Annotated in this window: 21 protein-coding genes; 9 read left to right on the top strand and 12 right to left on the bottom strand. The window is 55.5% G+C overall.

Annotation, left to right across the window (positions count from 1 at the left end):
• Positions 1-53: 53 nt before the first annotated feature.
• Together I9H09_RS15015 and I9H09_RS15010 are read right to left on the bottom strand one after the other, a co-directional pair.
• Positions 54-3134, bottom strand: coding sequence for a transporter substrate-binding domain-containing protein (locus tag I9H09_RS15015; RefSeq protein WP_122347111.1), 3081 nt, complete (start codon positions 3132-3134; stop codon positions 54-56).
• 8 nt (positions 3135-3142) lie between these two features.
• Positions 3143-3754 carry a response regulator transcription factor gene (locus I9H09_RS15010; RefSeq protein ID WP_268935247.1) on the bottom strand — a complete coding sequence of 204 codons (612 nt, stop codon included), beginning with the start codon at positions 3752-3754 and terminating at the stop codon, positions 3143-3145.
• Positions 3755-3777: 23 nt separating this feature from the next.
• Here I9H09_RS15010 and I9H09_RS15005 point away from each other — a divergent pair, with 23 nt between their 5' ends.
• Complete coding sequence (locus I9H09_RS15005) at positions 3778-3924, top strand: hypothetical protein (protein WP_236502617.1); 147 nt, start codon at positions 3778-3780, stop codon at positions 3922-3924.
• 237 nt (positions 3925-4161) lie between these two features.
• On the opposite strand, the gene I9H09_RS15000 is transcribed toward I9H09_RS15005, so the two are convergent.
• The 10 genes from I9H09_RS15000 to I9H09_RS14955 form a co-directional block, all read right to left on the bottom strand.
• Positions 4162-4542, bottom strand: a complete 381-nt coding sequence (locus I9H09_RS15000) for a hypothetical protein (protein WP_122347114.1) — start codon at positions 4540-4542, stop codon at positions 4162-4164.
• A gap of 643 nt (positions 4543-5185) precedes the next feature.
• Positions 5186-6348, bottom strand: a protein-coding gene (locus I9H09_RS14995) for an IS3 family transposase (protein WP_122346372.1) whose coding sequence is annotated in 2 segments (ribosomal slippage) — positions 5186-6093 and positions 6093-6348 — 1164 coding nt in all. Because the reading frame shifts where the segments join, the coding sequence is not laid out codon by codon here.
• On the bottom strand, positions 6348-7865 hold the full coding sequence (locus I9H09_RS14990; protein WP_236502385.1) for a hypothetical protein: 1518 nt from the start codon (positions 7863-7865) through the stop codon (positions 6348-6350). Before I9H09_RS14990 ends, I9H09_RS14995 begins: the two co-directional genes overlap by 1 nt.
• 9 nt (positions 7866-7874) lie before the next feature.
• The gene (locus I9H09_RS14985) at positions 7875-8798 is read right to left on the bottom strand and encodes a hypothetical protein (RefSeq protein ID WP_147468042.1); all 924 of its coding nucleotides are present in this window, start codon (positions 8796-8798) and stop codon (positions 7875-7877) included.
• Between the two features lie 47 nt (positions 8799-8845).
• Positions 8846-9997 (bottom strand): hypothetical protein, encoded by a 1152-nt coding sequence (locus I9H09_RS14980; RefSeq protein WP_122347162.1) that lies wholly within the window; start codon positions 9995-9997, stop codon positions 8846-8848.
• 495 nt (positions 9998-10492) lie between these two features.
• Positions 10493-10885, bottom strand: coding sequence for a response regulator (locus tag I9H09_RS14975; RefSeq protein ID WP_053481413.1), 393 nt, complete (start codon positions 10883-10885; stop codon positions 10493-10495).
• A 256-nt stretch (positions 10886-11141) separates the two neighbouring features.
• Complete coding sequence (locus tag I9H09_RS14970; RefSeq protein ID WP_005893550.1) at positions 11142-12467, bottom strand: deoxyguanosinetriphosphate triphosphohydrolase; 1326 nt, start codon at positions 12465-12467, stop codon at positions 11142-11144.
• A 185-nt stretch (positions 12468-12652) separates the two neighbouring features.
• On the bottom strand, positions 12653-13009 hold the full coding sequence (locus I9H09_RS14965; RefSeq protein ID WP_122347163.1) for a hypothetical protein: 357 nt from the start codon (positions 13007-13009) through the stop codon (positions 12653-12655).
• Positions 13006-13398: a phage holin family protein gene (locus I9H09_RS14960; RefSeq protein ID WP_005893548.1), complete on the bottom strand. Its 393-nt coding sequence runs from the start codon at positions 13396-13398 to the stop codon at positions 13006-13008. Before I9H09_RS14960 ends, I9H09_RS14965 begins: the two co-directional genes overlap by 4 nt.
• A 4-nt stretch (positions 13399-13402) precedes the next feature.
• Positions 13403-13717 carry an ElaB/YgaM/YqjD family protein gene (locus I9H09_RS14955; RefSeq protein WP_005893547.1) on the bottom strand — a complete coding sequence of 105 codons (315 nt, stop codon included), beginning with the start codon at positions 13715-13717 and terminating at the stop codon, positions 13403-13405.
• Positions 13718-13948: 231 nt separating this feature from the next.
• On the opposite strand from I9H09_RS14955, the gene I9H09_RS14950 reads away from it, so the two are divergent.
• From I9H09_RS14950 to pcaC, 8 genes are all read left to right on the top strand, one after another.
• On the top strand, positions 13949-15019 hold the full coding sequence (locus I9H09_RS14950) for an acyltransferase family protein (RefSeq protein ID WP_122347165.1): 1071 nt from the start codon (positions 13949-13951) through the stop codon (positions 15017-15019).
• A gap of 59 nt (positions 15020-15078) precedes the next feature.
• A complete protein-coding gene (locus tag I9H09_RS14945) occupies positions 15079-15321 on the top strand; it encodes a glutaredoxin family protein (protein WP_005893544.1) in 243 nt (80 codons plus the stop codon).
• A gap of 35 nt (positions 15322-15356) precedes the next feature.
• Positions 15357-16286, top strand: coding sequence for a pca operon transcription factor PcaQ (gene pcaQ / locus I9H09_RS14940; protein ID WP_053480121.1), 930 nt, complete (start codon positions 15357-15359; stop codon positions 16284-16286).
• A gap of 127 nt (positions 16287-16413) precedes the next feature.
• On the top strand, positions 16414-17133 hold the full coding sequence (gene pcaH / locus I9H09_RS14935; protein ID WP_053932231.1) for a protocatechuate 3,4-dioxygenase subunit beta: 720 nt from the start codon (positions 16414-16416) through the stop codon (positions 17131-17133).
• Between the two features lie 11 nt (positions 17134-17144).
• Positions 17145-17747, top strand: coding sequence for a protocatechuate 3,4-dioxygenase subunit alpha (gene pcaG / locus I9H09_RS14930; RefSeq protein WP_024669822.1), 603 nt, complete (start codon positions 17145-17147; stop codon positions 17745-17747).
• 68 nt (positions 17748-17815) lie between these two features.
• A complete protein-coding gene (gene pcaK, locus I9H09_RS14925) occupies positions 17816-19165 on the top strand; it encodes a 4-hydroxybenzoate transporter PcaK (protein WP_024690515.1) in 1350 nt (449 codons plus the stop codon).
• A gap of 24 nt (positions 19166-19189) precedes the next feature.
• Complete coding sequence (locus I9H09_RS14920; RefSeq protein ID WP_055003796.1) at positions 19190-20551, top strand: 3-carboxy-cis,cis-muconate cycloisomerase; 1362 nt, start codon at positions 19190-19192, stop codon at positions 20549-20551.
• Positions 20548-20949, top strand: coding sequence for a 4-carboxymuconolactone decarboxylase (gene pcaC, locus I9H09_RS14915; protein WP_024690513.1), 402 nt, complete (start codon positions 20548-20550; stop codon positions 20947-20949). Before I9H09_RS14920 ends, pcaC begins: the two co-directional genes overlap by 4 nt.
• Positions 20950-20994 lie beyond the last annotated feature (45 nt).

The following is a 20994-nucleotide window of genomic DNA, read 5'->3' as shown; positions in this document are numbered from 1 at the left end:
AAGTTGGGAAAGCGCGGTTAAAAATATAGCTTTCTTCTATGTAAATATTTGATTTAAAAAGAATATTTAGGAAATATCGGGGCATTCCAGTCAGCAACCACCAGATCGAAGTTGTCAGCCTTCCATTGTGCAAGCCCCTGCGCACCATTTTCAGCCACTTCGCAATGATGGCCGAGAAAGCCCAGTTGCTGACACAGCAGCATCCGGTTGGCGGGATGGTCGTCCACCACCAGGATCCTGAGGGGCTGGCTGGCCGAACTCGAGGGCTGCGGCGCCACGGGCTGATGGGTCAGCGGTTCAAGTGTCGTCAGCAGCAGCTCCATGCTCACCCGGGTGCCTTGGCCCGGCGCGCTGTCGAGCTGCAAGTTGCCGCCCATCATCACGCACAGGCTGCGGCAGATCACCAGTCCCAGGCCGGCGCCGGTCCTGGCCATCTGCCCGGTATTGTCCACCTGAGCAAAAGGCTCGAAGAGGCGCTGCTGGTCTTCGCTGCTGATGCCGATGCCGCTGTCCTGAACCATTACATGCAGGTGCAGCTGTTGGGGGGCCGCTGTATCGCCAGCCTGAAGGCTGATCTTTACCTGCCCGTCCTGAGTGAACTTGATGGCGTTGCTGACCAGATTGGACAATATCTGCTTGAAGCGCAGAGGATCGATCAGCACGTCGGTGTTGATTCGGCTGTCCAGCGCCAGCACCAGGCTGAGGTCTTTCTGTCGGGCCAGGCCGTCGAAGACCCTGACCACCGACTCGACCAGCTGGCGCAGGTTTGCCCGCTCCGGGTTGAGGGCCAGACGGCCGGATTCGATGCGGGCGATATCAAGAATATCGCCTATCAGGTCCAGCAGGTCGTTGGCCGAGCTGTAGGCAACCTCGATGGCAGAGCGGTCCAGTTCGCCATGGTCGGCACGTTTGAGTGCCAGCTCGAGCATGCCGATCACGGCATTCATTGGGGTGCGTATTTCATGGCTCATGGTGGCCAGAAAGGTACTTTTGGCCCGACTGGCCGCGTCCGCCTGCTCCTTGGCGGCCTGCAGCTCCTCAATCAACTGGCGACGTTCACTGATGTCGATCCAGCCACCGATGATGCCTTGCACTTCGCCCAGCGAGTCGCGGAAGGGCAATATCCAGTGATAAATGGTCAGTTGCCGCTCACCGATCCGCAAAGGGCGGTCAAGGATCAGGGCCGTACCGCTGGTCATGACCTGCTCATAGTCCGCTGCGTATTCACTGGCTTCGAAGGCATTGCCCGGCACGCCTGCGGCGGTGCTCTTGCCGATGACATCTTCACGTCTGGCAGAGAACGTTTGAAGGTAGCTGTCGTTGCAGATACGCAGAAGGCCTTCTCGATCGCGCACGTAGATCGGGTGCGGGGTGCCGTCCACCAGCGCTCTCATGAATTCGAACTGATCGCCCAGCGCCCGCTCGGCGGCTTCGCGCTGGCGGATCTGCCTTTGCATCCACGCATTCCAGGCCAGCAGGCCCAGCAGCAGAAGGCTCGCGCCGATCAGGATCTGGTAGATCAGGCGCTCGTAATCGTGCCAGGTCGCGCTCGATGGGGTGTAGGCGCGCCATCGATTGTTGATTGCCGCCAGATCCTGAGGAGCGATGCTCGCCAGTGCCTTGTCGAGAATCGAACTCAGCTCGATGGCATTGCGCGAGGTGGCCATGGAAATCAGCGCCGGGTCCTCGCCGAGGGTGGCAGTCATCTGCAAACGCTCTTCAAAGATGCCTGAAGACAGAAAGTAGTTTGCACTCAGCAGCGAAATGACCGCGCCTTCGGTTCTGCCCAGCGCCAGCATGTCCAGTGCCTGGAACGGGTTGTCGATTTCCAGTGGCACGACGTTCGGGTAGTTGTTGCGCAGCCAGCCCAGCATCGGGCTGCCCTGGGTGATGGCCAGGCGTTTGCCGTCCATTTGTTCGAGATGGCTGGGTGACCCCTGATCCTTGCGGGTGACCAGTACGAAAGAATTGTCGACATAAGGTCGGCTGAAGCTCAGGCGGTCTTCTCGCTCGTCACTGGAATCCAGTGCGCCGATCATGTCGGCTTTGCCCTCCGTGACCTGATTTTGCATATCCGTCAGGCTCGGCGAGCGCTTGACGTCGAACTTGAGCCCGGTGCGCAGGCGAACCAGCTCCAGCAGGTCAGCAGTGATGCCGCGAAAATTGCCTTTGGCATCGAAAAACGTCAGGGGGGCGTAGGCTTCGTTGACCACCACACGTACGGTTGGATGCTGAGCGATCCAGCGTTCCTCGCGCTGTGTGAGTTGCAGCTTCTGGTCGGTCAGCAGCAGATCGCTGCCTGTGTTCCAGCGCCGGGATATGTTGATGCGCTCCTCGACCGGAATCGCCTTCAATGCCTGGTTGATGATACCCAGCAGTTGGGTGTTTTCCTGGCGTACGGCGAAGCTGAAGCCATTGGCCTCGTGCTTGCCGAAGTTCGACATCTGGACGTTGTTCAGGTAGCCCTTGTTGATGATGTACTGGGTAGAAATGGTGTCGCCCAGAAATACATCGGCCTGGTTGAAGGCCACGGCATTGATGGCGTTTTGAAACGACGGGTAATGCTTGAGAATCGCGCCTGGATAAGTCGCTTCGACCTCCGCTGTCGGCAAGTAGTGATAGACCATGCTCAGGCGCATGCCTTTCAGGCCGTCGTTCAAGGGGCGCGTTTCTCCGACGCGTGTGACCAGCACGGGCTGGTCCACCGAGTAGGGTTGGGACAGCCTGATGTTGCGCTCGACGGCTTCGAAGCCGTTGGCGGTGCCCAGCAGATCGACCTGGCCTGCGACAAGCGCCCTGATCGCTGCGTCACGGCTCGCGAAACGCTGGACCCTGATCGGGAGGTCCAGCGCGCCCGAGATGATGCCAGCGTAATCAGCCGTTATGCCTTCGTAATCGTTGCCTGAAATAGTCACGTCGAAGGGTGGGTAGTCAGGGCTGGAAGTGCCTAGAATCAGCTCGCGCTGACCGCGTACCCACTGCCATTGGCTGCTGTCCAGCTTGACGTCCATGTGCGCAGGGCTCGAGCGACCGAGCAGGGTGTAGTGATCGGCCGCGGCAGGACCGGCCTCGACACCCCAGCCTGTGCAGAGGCCTGTGGCCAGTAGTAATAATTGTCTGAAGCGCTTGGGCATCCGGTCTCTCACACTAGCGAGTTGCGTTTTGCCATCTCGATAAGTTCTACCAAGGTTCTGGTTTTGAGTTTCTGCATGAGCCTTGTCTTGTAGGTGCTCACGGTCTTGTTACTGAGAAACATGCCCTTGGCTATTTCCTTGTTGGAGCGCCCTTGTGCAAACAATTGCAGCACCATCAATTCACGATCATTGACCAACTTGAACAGCTCCAGCTCGCTGGTGTGTCCATCTTCACGAACTGCACACGCCAACGCCTGGCTGGGAAAGTAATTGTAGCCGGATAATACTGCTTTCACCGAACTGAGCAATTCGCTTAGATCTTCCTGTTTGCATACATAACCGGAAGCCCCCGATTGCATGCAGCGAATCGCAAACAAATTGGGTGTCTGCGAGGTCAGCACCAGAATCTTGGACGGCAGCCCCATGGTGTTGAAGCGTGCCAGCACCTCAAGCCCGTCGAGCTTGGGGATGCTGATGTCGAGGATGATCAGGTCGGGCATGCATTCGCGAACCATTTGCATGGCGTCGACACCGTTATCGGTTTCGCCCACCACTTCGTAATTCTCGTTCTCCAGCAGCATTCTTACCGCCATCCGGATAACCGGGTGGTCGTCGATGATAAAAACTTTTTGTGGACAGACGTATGCTTGGTGTCAAAGCCCACAAGGCTTTGATTGCTCTTGCTCTTGCTCTTGCTCTTGCTCTTGCTTTTGATTCCAAAGCCCACAAGGCTTTGGTGCTCCTGCTCCTGCTCCTGCTCCTGCTGGAAAAGCTTAAGCGGTGTTTTTGATTGGGAGTGCTCTAGGCTGAATCTATCTGACACACCACAGCTTATGGCCATCGCGGGAGGCGGAGGATGAAGCCGTTACCTGCCGACTTTAAATAAGACCTCAAACTAAACTTACCGCTTGGGTGTGCCTGCGTTTTAAGTGATGTAATAATCCCGCCTCAGAGCCTGCTTTTTCAGTCGAGCATGTAGACACTTCATTCTCAATCGCGAATGGAAATAGGTTTAGCTGAGGGCCCGCTAGTTTGCATTCATAAATGCAAGATTCGGCCAGTAGTTTTCATAAATGGTATAGTCAAGGCTCCGGGCCTTAGTCCGCTGATGCTCATTCAACAGCTCCCAAGTTAGCCTCATCCGGCGCTTCCATCCTTTTGCAGCCAAAAGAGTTTCAGCGTCTATTAGACTCACCCCGCAGCCGATCACGGCTCTAACAAAGCAAGCCTTTGCGGCATAGGGGTTCTCTGTAATTCGTTTTGCAATAGCGTCGAGCTCTCGGTATGCCAAGCCTATCAATTGAAATTTTGACGCCCATATTGATTCCTGCTTCTTGATATTGCTCCGGATCATAAAATCGCTTTCGTGATATGCGCTCACGGCGATCGTTATACGTAGGGTGGTCATAGATTTCGCTCGAATTATTATACTTGTACCTTCATATTGCCGAGGAGCCATGAATGCCGCAAGACCTTACGCCATTGACATTTCTCTAAATGGAGTTATGAGAATAGTAATAGGGTTAATATTAGAAGTAATTTGGCGGTGATCAGCGCGCATTATTAGGGGCTTCGAGCTCTAAGCTTGGTTGCCTGGGCGGGGATAGCTGAACTGGTTGTCCCACGGTAGGACGGAGCAGAAAGGGTGTCGAGGATTTGAGTTGATTGCTCAAACAAAGCGCTTCATCTGAATCTCATGCCAGCCTACGAATCACGGCCCGGGCCAAAATCGCACCTGAAAGTCGCTCGGTTTACCGTATTCAGGATCGCAGGTTACGTGTCAATTAGCTATGTACGCCCAGCAGGCATACCGCACAGTGTCCCCAGTCTCTGCAGCTGCGTTAAAGGGACGGGAGGTGTTGTCGATACAATCTGGAACACGTGGGACAACATCATCGAATTTTTACGGACTAAGAAGCCCCTCCGGGGTCAAGGACTTAAAGTGACTGATACTAAGGACGATAACAGCTCGGCTCTCATGAAGATGGTGGAAGCGATTGCGATCACTCCCGCTGACGCCCGCGAGCTTGTCGCTCAATATGATGTAGTGGTCAACTGATCCCGGACACGACGTTAAGTTTTTTCTCGTACTGAGCGGGTGCCAGTCCATTATTGAACTGGTGTGGCCGAACCCAGTTGTAGCGATGCATCAGATAATGACTGATATCCCGCTGTGCCTCTTGGGCCGTCATGTAGCCCACGGCGGGTATCCACTCGGTTTTCAAGCTGCGGAATACACGCTCCATCGGCGAGTTGTCGTAGCAATTACCTCGGCGACTCATGCTCTGGCGCATGCGGTATCGCCAAAGCCGCTGGCGAAACTGTCGGCTCCCATATTGGGAGCCCTGATCTGAGTGAAACAGCAGGCCCTGAGGCTTGCCGCGTTGCTCATAAGCCATGTCCAGCGCCTTGATGACCAAGTCCGTGTCCGGTTTGTTTGAAAACGCCCAGCCCACCACCCGACGCGCATAAAGATCCATAACCACCGCCAGGTAATGCCATTTTCCTTGCGCCCAGATGTAGGTGATGTCGCCACACCAAACCTGATTGGGCGCGGGTACATCGAACTGCCGATTCAAAATGTTCGGAATGTCAGGCCTCTCCACTGTTGCTTTTTTATAAGCATGAGAGCCAGGTTGCTTGCTGATTAATCCCAGTTCCCGCATCAGGCCACGTACCTTGAACCGGCCAATTTGCTCGCCATCTTCCTGCAATACCGAAACGATACTGCGGCTGCCAGCAGCGCTTCGACTTTGCCCGAACAGCTCATTGACTCGACTGAGTAAACGAACCCGCTCGGTGTCTGGAGCCCGACGCCGCTGGCAATGGTCGTAGTAGCACGAGCGAGGTGTCTCGAACATCTCGCACAGCAATTCGATCGGCTCATGGGCACCTAGCTGATCGATCAGCGCAAGCGCTCGTGTTCTTCCGACATCAAGAGCGCGGTAGCCTTTTTTAAAATGGATTTCTCCCGCTCAAGACGAGCGATGCGCGCTTCCAGCTCCTGAATTTTCTGCTGCTCGGGCGTCAGGGCTTTGCTCTGAGGCGTCACGCCATTGCGCTCCTGCTGGAGCTGGCTAACCCAGCGACGCAGCGCAGACTCGACCACTCCAAGCGAGCGAGAAGCTTCGACATGGCTATAACCTTGATCGAGCACGAGGCCTGCGGCCTCACGTTTGAATTCAGCGGAGAAGGTACGGCGTTGCTTGGTCATCAGACACCTCTATATCTGGCGATATTCTCGCCTAAATGAGTGTCCGGAATCATTAGACCACTACACGTGGGAGGAATAGGTACACGTCTCTTCAGTATGGGATGTGCGAGGAAGGCACCTTCATCATTGGTTTGGTAGCTAAGGGCTTCCCGTTGTATGTGAGCCAGTTCGTTAACTCTGATGGGCTTTGTAAAACCTATGACTATAGCGCATGCAGCAACGAAGCACTCCAATGCGACGGCAAACGTCATGTTCGTACTCGTGCTTTCGGCATGTGAATGGCTCGTGAGCTTAGTTATGTGCAGAGCCGCTGCAAGGGGCTGAGCAGGTAAGCCCTCAAAGGATTCGGTGCTGTATTGAGAAATAATGTCTTCAAAAATCTCTTGCCGCTGTCGGTAACGGTGGCTGCGCCCTTTCAGCTCCTCAGGAGGGATGTTTTTAAACGCCATGACAGTTGCGACTGTAGCTCCAACGATTGCTTTCCCATATACCATGATCCATTCTACCGCTTTGCCAAGCGCGTAAATGCCAATGGAGTATGGTATTTTTCTTGTATGCCCATCAATCCGGACGTCCTGCTTGTTCATATGTTCGGCAGGGTCGAATTTAAAACTCGGAATGGTGTCGGGCAGGTATGGGTTACCCTCCGATAGCAACTTCATGAGATTCAGGAACTGAATAAGAGATTTTCGTGTTATTCCACCATTTTGTTCATGATTGATAATAGCAGTTTTATGAGACTTGTATTGCGCCCTGGTCAGTACTCCCTGAACTAAAATCGGCTGTTGCAAAGATTCTTCAAATTGGCGAAGGAAAATTCGGACTGTATCGTGGTTAAAAGCTGACGCATGGGTATTGATCGCTTTTGCCAAATAGTCTCTAGATACCAATCCAGTTGTACCATTTCGGATATTGCCTTTTTTAACATAAAGGCAGTTTTCCTTGAGATGCTTGATTGTTTTTGAAATCTGTTGTTCTGTCAGTTTTTCTCCGTCATATTCCTCGTCAATTAATGTGCAGAAGTACTCGCTTAGGCGCGGGATGATCTGAAGAACCCCTGCCCAGCCACATTTTTTGTAGCTTTCAATAATGACTTCGCAGGCGTTTTCATTTATAAGTTTAAATCCTTTTGATTGGGGCTGATAGCGCTCTTTGAAAAGGAACTGCCAGCTTGTAATATTAATAAAAAATCGCACGTATTTCGCCCAGGCTCGATGATCGACTTGCGGAGAAAGATAACCAGCACGAATGCAAAAGACATGTTTTTGAATTGTTATCAAAATTAGTTTGTTAACGGTATCCGTAAGTAAAGTTCCATCGGGAAGAGGTTCTGCAAAACTAACAATGGCAGTTGATCGGTTAGGGCCGACGACTTCCCACTCCGACGACCCGATGCCACCTTTTTTCAACCAGGAGGCACGGTATTCGATAGTGGGTTCAAGATTTTGGCGAGCGCGCTCTATAAGCAATGATAATGTTGCTCTGTCGCTCATGGGGTTGGGGTTAAGTTTGGGCATTGTTATCCCTCAGCTCACCATAGTATTGATTTTGTCGACCTGATTATCCAAGGTCGCTTTCACTTCAAGTGCTTCTAAATACACTGCTTGAAACTGCGGTATAGATAGTCCAGCAATGCTGGTCAAGACTGCTCCGGTCGCTTTCGGATCTTTGCTTATATCGTATGCGCAATGTAATAAGTGAGACAATGTGATAATCGAGTTTTCGTCGATTCCACTTGCATCGTCTACATAATATTTGATAGGAGAGTTCGCGCGCCTTTCAGCAAACAGAAAGATAGCAGCCAGAGATGTAACATCAAGCTTGAGTATTACATTGTGCTTGATTAGTTGATTGACTAAGTATTCGGCAGCGTCTTCGGTTAGCTCGCTGGCATAACGTTTCAGATCAACCGAGACTGGATCTGAGGCTAAATCGATTTCTGTCGCCTGTCTAATGATGAAGTCAAATAAGTCTTTGTCTGTCAGGAAGTCGGTAGCCGCCACATGCCAAGGGGTACCTTTAGTCGCCAAAACAATCAGTTTGGTCTGAAATGTCCGGAGAATACGGACGTTCCATCTTTGTTTTAACCACTTTGGTATGTATCTTACTATTATAACCGCGATCGAGTTGCCTAAGGTGTTAGCCGCTGCCTGATAAGTACCCTCTTTGAGAAAGCTAATCAAGGCTTGAGTACCTCGAATTCGCTTTAGCGTAAACACCTTCCGAGATACACCACCGGCGATAAGTTCATTCTCAATTACTTCATATAGGCAAATGCCGACCTTGGTAGTCAGGATTTGATCAAGGCTACTGCTCAATCCAACCCACTTGTAGGAAGTCGTAAGAAACAATTTTCTGTAATTATTATCTCCTGACAGAATAAGTCTTATTCGTGCTTTCATTGTAGCCTTAACAAGCTCTGTGTAAATTTTAAAACTGCGCGGCGTCAATGCGGAAACTTTCCGTGCCTTTGCCCTGGGCTTGCTAACGCCCCACTTCAAGCAACCGAGGTTACTGTCCCAGTGATGTAAGGGCTTATCGTCGTCGGACAGATAGGCCGCTGATCGTAGTGCGTGTGGATTAAATTTGGGTTCTCAGCGGTTAAGATAGCCGCCGCTGCTCCGCAGTCCCGAGCAGAGACGTATCCTAAGAGGCGGATCAGCGTTTCGGTTATATCTTCGCCAGGAGCAGCATAGCTGCCCGCAATTCTCCTGAGTTCCTGATCCATTCTAGCTCGCATATAGCTGTTGCCGCAGAATGGCTTGAAAAATGGAATAGCCTTCATGGCAGTATATGAGATGGCTCTTAGCTCTCCTGTTCGGAGAAAAAAGTGCTCGATCATTGCCAAAAACCAAGCGGCGCCGTCTGGGCGGTAAGCATCAGCGATATACCGATGATTGACGTAAAAATTACCAGACGATAACACACGCTCAATCTCATCTACGGGAATGGATTTTATTAGATCTTCACCAATACGCTGGCAGATAACCACCCTATCCCAATAGCTCTCGCACGCCGTCAGTATGGATTGAGTACGGTGCTCGACATCGCTTTGAAGCTTTGCAAGGAACTTATCTGTACTGACCGTTAGACTCTTGTCAATTAAGTATGTTTTAGGCCAGAGGTGATTTGCGTCTTCAAGTGGCCACAACCGTTCTTCTACAGAGTCCAGAATTTCGGCACTTCTGTCATCGTCCGGAATTTGCGGCTGTTTAATGGTTGGAATTGTAGTGTCAAGTGGTATCACTTTCTGCTGTTTAAAGCTTTTGTATAGATATACTATTTGTCGCCACTCTGAACGGATAGTCTCCAAATCTTTATCACCCTCTTGAGTTGTCTTTTCAGGGTGTGATAGGTGATAAATGTAGTGCTCTTGTACAAATACTTTCCAATCCGGACTGCCCGAAGCCGGTATGGCCTTTCCCTCAGCTTTCGCGAAAATGAACATCCTCTTGAGTGCGTTTGCTCGTGAGGTACCAGTTAGTCGCGCATAACTTTGGCAGGCTCGAACCGTTTCCGCACATACAACCTGAAGGCTTTCTATTGAGGCTAATGGTGGCCTTGGCAACTCCATGTCCCGATACTTTTGCATGTTCTGCCAATCGAAGCGAAACAGGATGTGGTCAGGGAGTATCTTGAAGGAGATCATGGACTGAACCTCTATTTAGCTCATCTGATCATAGGCCAGCAAAACCTGGTGTCAAATTGTCGGTGTCAAAAAACTACGAAAAATTACATAAGTGTATGATTTATATATATTTAATATTTTATATTCAGATTGGTGTCCACAAAAACATTCGAGTTCATATTCCATTCCATAACAAGCGGCGAATAAAGCGCGCACCTTAGCTCAGATGTTCGGGCAGGCACATAAAGAGACTTGCTCAACAGACATATATAGGAAAAGTCCTACGATAATTAACGTATCGGAGTACGTAAAAGCCTACGCAGAACACAAGTGTGTTTAAACGTTAACGCGTTTTTCTGTGAGGTTCGAATTATGTTGTACAGGTTGTTTATTACTTTCTGGAATCATCAGGCATGTTTATCGATGATTTCCTACAGTTGTAAACGTGAATTCACGACCATCACGATCATCTGTCGGTGATGTGCGGTGAGTTGTTGTGCGACAGCTTGTCGATAGTCAGGCAGGAAGGTGTTGCAGCAGACGGCTCAGGTCAGGTCCGTGTAAGGGCTTGCTCAGGCAGCCAAGCAGCGGCAGATCACGCTCGACGGCGAGCTGCCGGAGTTTTTCAAGTTGGATATCGGGCAGGCCGCTGAGAAGAATGGCGTGGCGCAGCAACCCCAGCCGTGATGCTTCGCTGATCAGGTCGATGCCTGGCGTGTCCGGCAGGCATTGATCACAGAGTAAAAGCCCGTACGGCTCTGGGCTGCGCTGCATCGCATTCATGGCTTCTGCCGCAGTCAGTGCGGGGGTAAGCAGGAAATAGCCCTGATTGTTGAGCAGTACCTGAGTGGCGATCAATTGGAAGGGATGATCCTCCACCAACAGGATGCGCAGGCTGTGTTTGGACATGAGTTTTCCGGAATGGCCCTGGCTAGGCATTGGGGCATCGGCACACGGCATGCACACCGGCAAGTGTCGCAGGCGGACGTATGAAGTGCCGATGCGGCAGTTGAAGTGGCTGGAATTATTGAGGGATGCAAGAAAACCTGCGATAGGACTCGTCTGACAAGCTTGTAGGGCTTGTCTGAGTTTTAAAGGGCGAGGTATGCAGGCCCGCCGAACACCTGAAGCTTTTCAGGCATTTTGCGGGCCATTTGTGGGTTACTCAGCCGGAGCGCCCGGTCATTTCGCGAGCCATCTCACTGGCGTAACTGTCAGTCATGCCGGCGATAAAGTCGATCATGCGCAGGAAGGAGGCATGCAGCGAAGCCTTGGGGTCAGGCGCACTGTTGCCCAGCAGGTCGAGGATACGCCGGTGTTTGAAGGACGGCGTCCGGCCACCGAACTGCTCGACCGCAGCGCCGCAAAACGCGTTGAGCAGGATCTCCAGCGTGGTGTAGGCGCCGATTTCGTGCAAGGTCTTGCGCTTGTCCTGGAAGATCTTCTTGCGCGCCATGTCCTTTGCGTTCAGCACGCACAGCTTGGCCGGGCCGTGCATGTGTTCGACCAGGTCGCCTGGCAGGGTGCCGGCAAGCAGCGCATCCTGCTGCTCGACGAAGGCCCTGGCGGCCGCGTTGGTCAAGTGTTCTATGGCTTTGCCACGCAGTATCGCCAGCTTGCGTCGCCGCGAATCGCCCGGGCCCAACTGCCGATAGGTTTCAGGCAGGTCATCGCCGACCAGCCCAAGCAGTAGAGACTCGACTTCCGAATAGTCCAGCAGGTCCATCTCAAGCCCGTCTTCCAGGTCGATCAGTGCGTAGCAGATGTCATCGGCGGCTTCCATCAGGTAAACCAGCGGGTGACGCGCCCAGCGCTGCTCCTCAAGCTGGGGCAGGCCGAGCTTGCCGGCTATCTGCTCGAGAATCGGCAATTCGCTCTGGTAGCAGCCGAACTTGTGCTTCTTGTAGCCCAGCGAATCGGCATGACGCGCCGTCCACGGGTACTTGAGGTAAGTGCCCAAGGTGGCGTAGGTCAGGCGAGTACCTCCGTCGAACTGATGGTATTCCAGTTGCGTCAGCACTCGGAAACCCTGCGCGTTGCCTTCGAAATTGAGGAAGTCGTTGCGCTCGGTTTCGCTCATCGCGTCGAGCCAGCCTCGTCCGGCGGCCTGATTGAACCAGTTGCGAATGGCATCTTCGCCCGAGTGGCCGAACGGGGGATTGCCGATATCGTGGGCCAGGCAGGCAGATTGTACGACCATGCCCAGGTCGCTCGGGTCGCACCAGTCGGGCAGGGCGGAGCGCAGGGTTTCGCCGACGCGCATGCCCAGCGACCTGCCGACGCAACTGACTTCCAGCGAGTGGGTCAGACGAGTGTGGATATGATCGTTGCTGGACACCGGGTGGACCTGTGTCTTGCGACCCAGACGGCGGAACGCTCCGGAAAAGATGATCCGGTCGTGGTCCTTGTGGAATGGGCTGCGTCCGAGTTCTTCGGGGCTGTGCAGGGTCTTGCCGAGTCGTTCGCGGTTAAGCAGGGTTTGCCAATCCAAGGCGGTCACTCCGTCAGTAGTTATCGCCTAGCTTCCCGGTTCCACAGGCCTGCCGCAAGGCCCCGAACAGTGACAACCGGAAACAGGCCTCGTCAAAAAGAAAATGCCCGCCCCGAAACTGCGGAGCAGGCATTTGTGTTAAAGCCTGAATCATTCATGCCAGGGTCACGCAAGAGCGTGCGCGGTCAGAGCCTGCGGTTGCGATTCTGAATGGCACGGCTCTGCATAGCCACCTTGATCAGCGGCGTCAGGGTGATACCCAGTTTCAGAAGGCGACCGAGCAGGCTGGTGCGACCGGTCTTGGCTCGCTTGCCGCTCAGAAAGCCCAGCAGGGCAACCGAGCCCACGCCCCAGAGCGGCGCGTGGCGAAAGCCCAGCGCGCTTTTCCAGTCGTGGCGAATGCCCAGAAAACGTTGCAATGGCTGGAGCAATTGCGTCGATTCGTGGCGTATTTCCTGACGATGCATTTCCATGCGCAAGCGGATCAATGCCTTGCGCAGTTCACGACGGGTATTGCTCTGGTGCGACTTGGGTTCACTCATGGCATCAATCGCTCACGGTCGTTGGCCAGCTCTTCGAGGGTCGCGTGGAACGGCGAAGACTCGTCGAAGATCGCTGCTTTCAGGCGCAAGCCACAGAAGACCGCGGCCAGGAAGTAGAACGTACACAGGCCGACGATACCGGCCAGTCGATAGCTGTCCCACAACACGATCAACAGCAGTGCCGAAAGCCCGGTCAGCAGCAGCAGACCGAACACCAATGCCAGGCCTGCAAACAGTAACAGGCTGACAGTGCGCGCTTTCTGCTCTTGCAACTCGATGCCGAACAGCTCAACGTGAGTGTGCAACAAGCCAAGGAATGCAGCGCCGAGGCGCCGCGGTGAAGAACCCGGAGTCCCCTCCGGCGTTGCAGATTCCGTTCCCAGAGTCATGATGTTAGCGCCTTGTAGCCAGCAGACCGATCAGAAAGCCGACACCTGCGGCGATACCGACTGACTGCCAAGGGTTGGTCTGAACGTAATCTTCGGTCGCGATCACAGCAGCTTCACCACGCTCGCGCAGCGAGTCTTCGGTGCTTTTCAGCGTTTCCTTGGCGCGCAACAGGCTCTCGCGGATCTGCGCACGCAGTTCATCAGCCTGCTCACCTGCCAGGGACGCTGTATGCGCCAGCAGTTTTTCAGTATCGGCAACCAGTACCTGGAAGTCGGCTCTCAGGATTTCCTGAGCATTCTGTGCGGTTTCGCGAGCCATGATTTTCTCCGTTTGGGTGGCGTATGGATGTTTCGAGTACAGGTGATTCCTGAAGGTTCACTTCGATTGTCGTGTCGTGCCCGATCAGGCTGTGCACTGCTGCTGCACCTTACTCCAAAAGCACGTGTCAGGAAAAACCTCGATGACTGTAAGAAAGGGGTTCCGTATTTCTGGCCTTTGGCTATGCTCCACACGCGACGCAAGAGCGCAACGAGCTGAATGGAGAGAGGCATGGAGCGGCTGTATTCCCTGCAGGGGCTCAGGGGCATCGCAGTCCTTGGTGTGGTGTTGTTTCACATGATGTCGGTCGAGAGCAAGTATTCCGGGGGCGATATTCTTCTGCCGCCGATGCTCGATTTTTTTCAGCTGGGCGTCGATCTGTTTTTCGTGATCAGTGGATTTGTGATGGTCATTGTCAGTCGTGCCCGCTTCCAGAGTGGCGTGGAAGCCCGGCGTTTTCTGTTCAATCGGGTTTCGCGTATCTACCCCACTTATTGGCTGTACTTTTTCATCACTCTGGCTGTGTTTCTGGTGCAGCCCGGGATGGTCAACAGCGGGCATGGTTCTTCGAATCTGCTCATGTCCTTACTGCTGTTGCCTAATGACAAGGTGCTGTTGGTGATGGTCGCCTGGTCACTGCTCTTCGAGTTGTGGTTCTACGTGGTGTTTTCCGGTTTTCTGCTGTTTCGCGAGCGCAGTCTGCCGCTTCTGCTGGGCGTCTGGGCATCGATCATCGTGGTGTTCAACGCTCTGGCGGACTGGCAGGACTATTCACCTGCCCTCAAAATCATCCTCCATCCGTACGCCCTCGAATTCATTCTGGGGGCGGCGCTGGCGCTGTTCTTCTATGGTCGCCACAGTGCAAGGGTCCCGACGGTCGCGGTGTGTGCCTTGCTCGGTGGTGCGCTGCTGGTGTCTGTGCCGCTGATAGGTGTCTACCGGCTTTATGACAGTCAGGGCCTGCTGCGCATGCTTGTGGTCGGAGCCACGTTTGGCGTGCTGGTACTGACTCTGGCGTTACTGGAGCGCCGCAGGCAGCTGGTTGTGCCGCGTGTTCTGGTGGCCGTAGGTGACATGTCTTACACCATTTACCTTTCCCATCTGCTGGTGCTCGGGGTCATCGGCAGGGTCTGGAGCCAAGTGGGGGCCTGGCCGCAAAGTGGCCTGGACAACCTGTTTTTTGCTGCATTGATGATGGTCGCGGCGGTGTGTTACGGCTGGGTCGGCTATCGCTGTTTCGAGAAGCCTGTGCTGGACCGCGCCAATGCGTTCAGCAAGACGCATTTTCGGGTGTCGACGTGATGCAGAGGTGGGCCTAGAATCAGTCTTCGGTTAACACGTAATCGCCGAGGATCCATTACATGCCACCCGAATGTCAGCTGTTCAGTACCTTGGGATGCCCGTTTTGCGAGGCTGCCGAGGCGGTGTTGCAACCGCTTGCCATAGAACATGGCTTGATGGTTGAACTGATAGACATCGGCGAGGATGAGCGGCTGTTCGAACGTTATGAACTACGCGTCCCCATACTGCGCCGCACTGACACGGGCGAAGAGCTGGAATGGCCTTTCGAGGCGCCGCAGGTTGTTTCGTTTCTCAGCCGTTAGACTCTTCATTATTTTATTTTCAGGCCCGACGCGCATTGAATATCGATACCCGTATCAAGTTTCGCCACCTGGTCTGTTTTCTCGAAGTTGCTCGCCAGGGCAGTCTGGCGCGCGCATCCGATGCGCTGGCGATCAGTCAGCCGGCATTGTCCAAGAGCCTCAAGGAGCTGGAAACCCTTCTTGCGACCTCGCTGTTTGTGCGCAGCAAAAGCGGTGCTGCGCTGACCGAGGCAGGTGTTGCGTTCATGCGCTTTGCCGGCCCAAGCGTTCAGGCTATGCGTGACGGCGTCAGCAGCCTGCGTTCCGGCGAGCACGAAACGGTGACCGTGCGGCTGGGCGTATTGTCCACTGCCGAAAGTCTGTTGGTGCCGGAAGTGGTCAATCGCCTGCATGAACGCCATCCGGCATTGATCATCAGCGTGATGACCGGCCCGAGCGCCTATCTGCTGTCGCAATTGAGGGTCGGGGAGCTGGACCTTGTGGTTGGGCGCATGACCGACAGCCCGCAGATTCAAGGGCTGACATTCGAGCATTTGTATAACGAATCGATGACGCTGGTGGTACGCAACGACCATCCGCTGTTGGCTGCGTCTCTCAAGCCTGAAAGTCTGGAACAGTTCCCGCTGGTACTGCCGTTGGCAGGCACCACCATTCGCAAATTTGCCGACAGCCTGTTCGTGCAGTGCGGCATCCGTATGCCGCGTCAACGCCTGGAAACCCTGTCGCTAACCCTGAGCCGTCGCTATGTACAGTGCAGTAATGCGATCTGGATAGCGCCGCTCGATGCGGTGTCGCTGGAGTTGAAAGGCGGCACCCTGGTGGAGCTGGACATGGGCATCCGCGAGCCGGGCGGTTCCGTGGGGTTGTGCAGTAATCCGGCGCTGCCCCTGACCCGCGCAGCGCAGTGGTGCGTGGATGAACTGCGCGCCGTTGGCGAGACTTATCGAGCGGGGCAGTATGCATAACCATTTGGTTATGGATGATGGGCTTTATTTCAGTTCTCTATAAGCATGGATCAGGTGACACTTCCTGACAGCCTGCAGCGCGAGCGACCCACGCTTGCGCGCCTATAAGAAAAACAAGGAGAACGCCATGTCTGCTGCGGACAATAGCCGCTTCGTCATACGTGACCGAAACTGGCACCCTAAAGCCCTGACTCCGGATTACAAGACGTCGATCCTGCGATCGCCGCGTCAGGCGCTGGTCAGCATTCCACAATCCATTTCCGAGACCTCCGGGCCGGATTTCTCGCATTTGCAGTTCGGCCGGCACGACAACGACCTGCTGCTCAATTTCGACAATGGTGGCCTGCCCATCGGCGAGCGTATTCTGATTGCTGGCCGTGTCTGCGATCAGTACGGCAAGCCGGTCCCCCACACGTTGGTGGAGATCTGGCAGGCCAATGCTGGCGGTCGCTATCGCCATAAACGTGACGCCTATCTGGCGCCCATAGACCCCAATTTCGGTGGTGTGGGACGTGCACTGACCGACAGCGAAGGCAACTACAGCTTTCGCACCGTCAAGCCTGGTCCGTACCCATGGCGCAACGGTCCTAATGACTGGCGGCCGGCGCATGTTCATGTGTCGATCAGTGGGCCGTCGATTGCCACACGGCTGATCACTCAGTTGTATTTCGAAGGCGATCCGTTGATTCCGATCTGCCCGATCGTCAAGGCCATTGCCAACCCTGAGGCGGTGCAAAGCCTGATTGCCCGACTTGATCTGGCGATGGGCAACCCGATGGATTGCCTGGCGTACCGCTTTGATATCGTTCTGCGCGGCCAGCGCAAGACTCACTTCGAAAACTGCTGAGGAGGCCCGACATGCCCGTTCAACTGCTGCAGGAAACCCCCTCGCAAACCGCAGGGCCTTACGTCCATATCGGTCTGGCCCCGCAAGTGGCCGGCAACCCGACCCGCGAGCTGGAAATCTGGAACGAAATGGCCAGGCCCGACGCGCCAGGCGAACACATCGTGCTGCTGGGCAATGTCTTCGACGGCAATGGTCATCTGATCCGTGATGCGTACCTTGAGTTCTGGCAGGCCGACCATGAGGGGCTGTATCACAACGAATTCCATCCGGACCGGCCTTTCAATGGCTTTGGCCGCACCGCGACCACCGACGACGGCCAATGGCTTCTGAAGACTATCAAGCCGGGTTCTGCGTGCAATGCGGCGGGCGTGCCGATGGCTGCCCATATCAACGTCTCGCTGTTCGCTCGCGGCATCAATATTCATCTGCAGACGCGGGTGTATTTCGACGATGAGGCGCAGGCCAATGCGCAGGACCCGGTGCTGAACCTGATCGAGCAGCCGCCCCGTCGCGAAACATTGATCGCGCGGCGCTGCACCCATGACGGCCAGACCGCTTATCGCTTTGATATTCGCGTGCAAGGCGAGGGCGAGACGGTATTTTTCGATTTCTGAAGCGATGTGCTTGTGTTTCACGGCGCCTGCATCGGCAGGCGACCTTATAAAAATAAAAGGACACTTCCATGACGCTTTCTGCCAGTGGGCCTGTGACAGGCACCCTTGATGTACAGGCTTTCATTAATGCGCAACCGCTGTCGGGTTATCAGTGGCGAGTGGTCGTCCTGTGCTTTCTGATCGTGTTTCTCGATGGTCTGGATACCGCTGCGATGGGCTTCATCGCTCCAGCACTCAGCCAGGATTGGGGGATCGACCGGGCCAGCCTCGGCCCGGTGATGAGCGCCGCGCTGATCGGCATGGTCTTCGGCGCGTTAGGTTCCGGCCCGCTGGCTGACCGGTTCGGGCGCAAAGTGGTGCTGGTGGTTGCGGTGTTTCTGTTCGGCATTTTCAGTCTGGCGTCGGCGTATAGCAGCAACATCGATCAACTGTTGATTTTGCGCCTGCTGACCGGGCTGGGGCTTGGCGCAGCGATGCCCAACGCCACCACGCTGCTGTCCGAGTACACCCCGGAGCGGCTCAAATCGCTGCTGGTCACCAGTATGTTCTGCGGCTTTAATTTGGGCATGGCCTGCGGCGGTTTCGTATCGGCCAGTTTGATCCCCCGCATGGGCTGGCACAGCCTGCTGATGCTGGGCGGCATCCTGCCGCTGATACTGTCGGTAGTGCTGATGGTCTGGCTACCGGAGTCGGCGCGTTTTCTGGTGGTCCGCAATCGTGGTGCCGAACGGATTCGCAAGGTGCTTGCACCTATCGCACCAAAGGCACTGACCGGTATCACCGCGTTCAGTGTTCCCGAGCAAAAAACCGTCAGCAGCCGCAATGTCCTGAAAGTGATCTTTTCGGGCAGCTATAGCGCAGGCACACTGCTGCTGTGGCTGACCTATTTCATGGGCCTGGTGATCGTTTATCTGCTGACCAGCTGGCTGCCGACCCTGATGCGTGACAGCGGCGCGAGCATGGAACAGTCGGCGTTCATCGGCGCGTTGTTCCAGTTTGGCGGCGTCTTGAGTGCGGTGGGTGTCGGCTGGGCGATGGACCGTTACAACCCGCACAAGGTCATCGGCGTCGCCTACGCGCTGGCAGGAGTGTTTGCGTACCTGGTCGGTCAAAGTCTGGGTAATGTCGCGGTGCTGGCCACGCTGGTTCTGGTGGCGGGCATGTGCATCAATGGCGCGCAGTCGGCCATGCCATCGCTGGCGGCGCGCTTTTACCCTACTCAGGGGCGTGCCACCGGCGTGTCGTGGATGCTCGGGATCGGTCGCTTCGGTGCGATTCTCGGTGCCTGGGCCGGCGCCACCTTGTTGGGGCTGGGCTGGAGTTTCGAGCAGGTGCTCACGGCGCTTGTAGTTCCTGCGGCCTTGGCTGCCATAGCAATCCTGATCAAGGGCTGGGTCAGTCATTCCGACGCCACCTGAAACCTTTCAATCCGGAGCGATGATGTGAACAGACCGGCTAACCAACTTTTCGATGCCTATTTCACTCAGGCTGACATGCGCGAGGTTTTCTGCGATCGAGGTCGCGTTCAGGGCATGCTCGATTTCGAGGCCGCCCTGGCCCGCGCGCAAGCACGGACAGGCGTCATTCCGGCCAGCGTGGTGGCGGATATCGAGCAGAGCTGTCATGCGGATCTGTTCGACTTCGATGAGCTGGCCATTGCCATTGGCAGTGCCGGCAACTCGGCGATTCCACTGGTCAAGGCGCTGGGCAGGCAGATTGCCGCAAACAGCCCGCAAGCCGAGCGCTATGTTCATATGGGGGCGACCAGTCAGGACGTCATGGACAGCGGGTTGGTGCTGCAACTGCGTCAGGCGATCATTTTGCTCGAACGCGATCTGACCCAGCTGGCCGAGGTGTTGGCCGAGCAGGCGCAGCGCTATGCAAGCACGCCGCTGGCCGGACGTACCTGGTTACAGCAAGCCACACCTGTCACGCTGGGGATGAAAATTGCCGGCTGGCTGGGCGCCGTCACCCGCCATCGGCAGCGCCTGAACGAGATCAGACCGCGCCTGTTGTGCCTGCAATTCGGTGGTGCTTCCGGCAGCCTTGCCGCGCTGGGTGATCAGGCGCTTCCGGTTGCGCAGGCGCTGGCGAGCGAGCTGCAACTGGAACTGCCCGAGCAACCCTGGCACACCCAGCGCGATCGTCTGGCGGAGTTTGCCTGCCTGCTGGGGATGATCGCCGGCAGCCTTGGCAAGCTTGGGCGTGACGTCAGCCTGTTGATGCAGACTGAAGTGGGCGAAGTCTTCGAACCTTCGGCACCGGGTAAAGGCGGCTCATCAACCATGCCGCACAAGCGCAACCCGGTCGGCGCCGCAGTGATGATCGGCGCAGCGACGCGCGCGCCGGGGCTGGTTGCGACGATGCTGGCCGCCATGCCGCAAGAACACGAGCGCAGCCTGGGTTTGTGGCATGCCGAATGGGAAACCCTTCCTGAGCTCTGCTGCCTGGTGTCAGGCTCGTTGCAACAGGCGTTGCAGGTGATACCCGGCCTGCAGGTCGACGCCGAGCGCATGCGCATCAACCTGGAGTCTACCCGGGGCCTGGTGCTGGCCGAAGCGGCAAGCATTGCGCTGGCGCAGCGCATAGGCCGTGACGCTGCCCATCATCTGATCGAACAGTGCTGTCGCCGTGCAGTAGAGCAAGGCGCGCACCTGCGTCAGGTGCTCGGCGAAAACCCCCAGGTCAGCGAGCACCTTTCTTCCGACGAGCTGGATCGCCTGCTTGATCCGGCCCACTACCTTGGCCAGGCCCGACAGTGGGTCGAACGTGCCGTGGCCGAACACACAAGGATTTCCCGATGACCGAAGACGAACGTTACGAAGCTGGCATGCAGGTGCGCCGCGCGGTGCTGGGTGACGCGCACGTTGATAACAGCCTCAGCAAACTGACGCCGTTCAACGAAGAGTTTCAGGAAATGATCACCCGCCATGCGTGGGGAGATATCTGGACGCGCCCGGGCTTGCCCCGGCACACGCGCAGCCTGATCACCATCGCCATGCTGATTGGCATGAACCGTGAGGGTGAATTGCGCCTGCACCTGAAAGCTGCAAAAAACAACGGTGTGACCCGTGAAGAGATCAAGGAAGTGCTGATGCAGAGCGCTATCTATTGCGGCATTCCGGCAGCCAACGCGACGTTTCACCTGGCCGAGGCGGTCTGGGACGAGATGGGTGTGGAGTCGTTTTGCGAAGGCTCATAGTGGCCTTGTGAAAAACGCCGCCGCAGCATCGCGCACTGCGGCAGT

The organism is Pseudomonas tremae (assembly GCF_023278125.1).
GTDB lineage: Bacteria > Pseudomonadota > Gammaproteobacteria > Pseudomonadales > Pseudomonadaceae > Aquipseudomonas > Aquipseudomonas tremae.
The sequence above is the reverse complement of the archived record's forward strand: the minus strand, read 5'-3'. Positions and strand labels throughout refer to the sequence as shown.

What these genes read in the sequence shown, in the direction of transcription:
- I9H09_RS14975 (WP_053481413.1), bottom strand. Translation starts at nt 10,885, where the DNA reads ATGTCCAAACACAGCCTGCGCATCCTGTTGGTGGAGGATCATCCCTTC.
- I9H09_RS14955 (WP_005893547.1), bottom strand. Translation starts at nt 13,717, where the DNA reads ATGGCTCGCGAAACCGCACAGAATGCTCAGGAAATCCTGAGAGCCGAC.
- I9H09_RS14945 (WP_005893544.1), top strand. Translation starts at nt 15,079, where the DNA reads ATGCCACCCGAATGTCAGCTGTTCAGTACCTTGGGATGCCCGTTTTGC.
- pcaG (WP_024669822.1), top strand. Translation starts at nt 17,145, where the DNA reads ATGCCCGTTCAACTGCTGCAGGAAACCCCCTCGCAAACCGCAGGGCCT.
- I9H09_RS14980 (WP_122347162.1), bottom strand. Translation starts at nt 9,997, where the DNA reads ATGATCTCCTTCAAGATACTCCCTGACCACATCCTGTTTCGCTTCGAT.
- I9H09_RS15000 (WP_122347114.1), bottom strand. Translation starts at nt 4,542, where the DNA reads ATGACCACCCTACGTATAACGATCGCCGTGAGCGCATATCACGAAAGC.
- pcaK (WP_024690515.1), top strand. Translation starts at nt 17,816, where the DNA reads ATGACGCTTTCTGCCAGTGGGCCTGTGACAGGCACCCTTGATGTACAG.
- pcaC (WP_024690513.1), top strand. Translation starts at nt 20,548, where the DNA reads ATGACCGAAGACGAACGTTACGAAGCTGGCATGCAGGTGCGCCGCGCG.
- I9H09_RS14950 (WP_122347165.1), top strand. Translation starts at nt 13,949, where the DNA reads ATGGAGCGGCTGTATTCCCTGCAGGGGCTCAGGGGCATCGCAGTCCTT.
- I9H09_RS15005 (WP_236502617.1), top strand. Translation starts at nt 3,778, where the DNA reads ATGCTTGGTGTCAAAGCCCACAAGGCTTTGATTGCTCTTGCTCTTGCT.
- pcaH (WP_053932231.1), top strand. Translation starts at nt 16,414, where the DNA reads ATGTCTGCTGCGGACAATAGCCGCTTCGTCATACGTGACCGAAACTGG.
- I9H09_RS15015 (WP_122347111.1), bottom strand. Translation starts at nt 3,134, where the DNA reads ATGCCCAAGCGCTTCAGACAATTATTACTACTGGCCACAGGCCTCTGC.
- I9H09_RS14965 (WP_122347163.1), bottom strand. Translation starts at nt 13,009, where the DNA reads ATGAGTGAACCCAAGTCGCACCAGAGCAATACCCGTCGTGAACTGCGC.
- I9H09_RS14990 (WP_236502385.1), bottom strand. Translation starts at nt 7,865, where the DNA reads ATGCCCAAACTTAACCCCAACCCCATGAGCGACAGAGCAACATTATCA.
- I9H09_RS14960 (WP_005893548.1), bottom strand. Translation starts at nt 13,398, where the DNA reads ATGACTCTGGGAACGGAATCTGCAACGCCGGAGGGGACTCCGGGTTCT.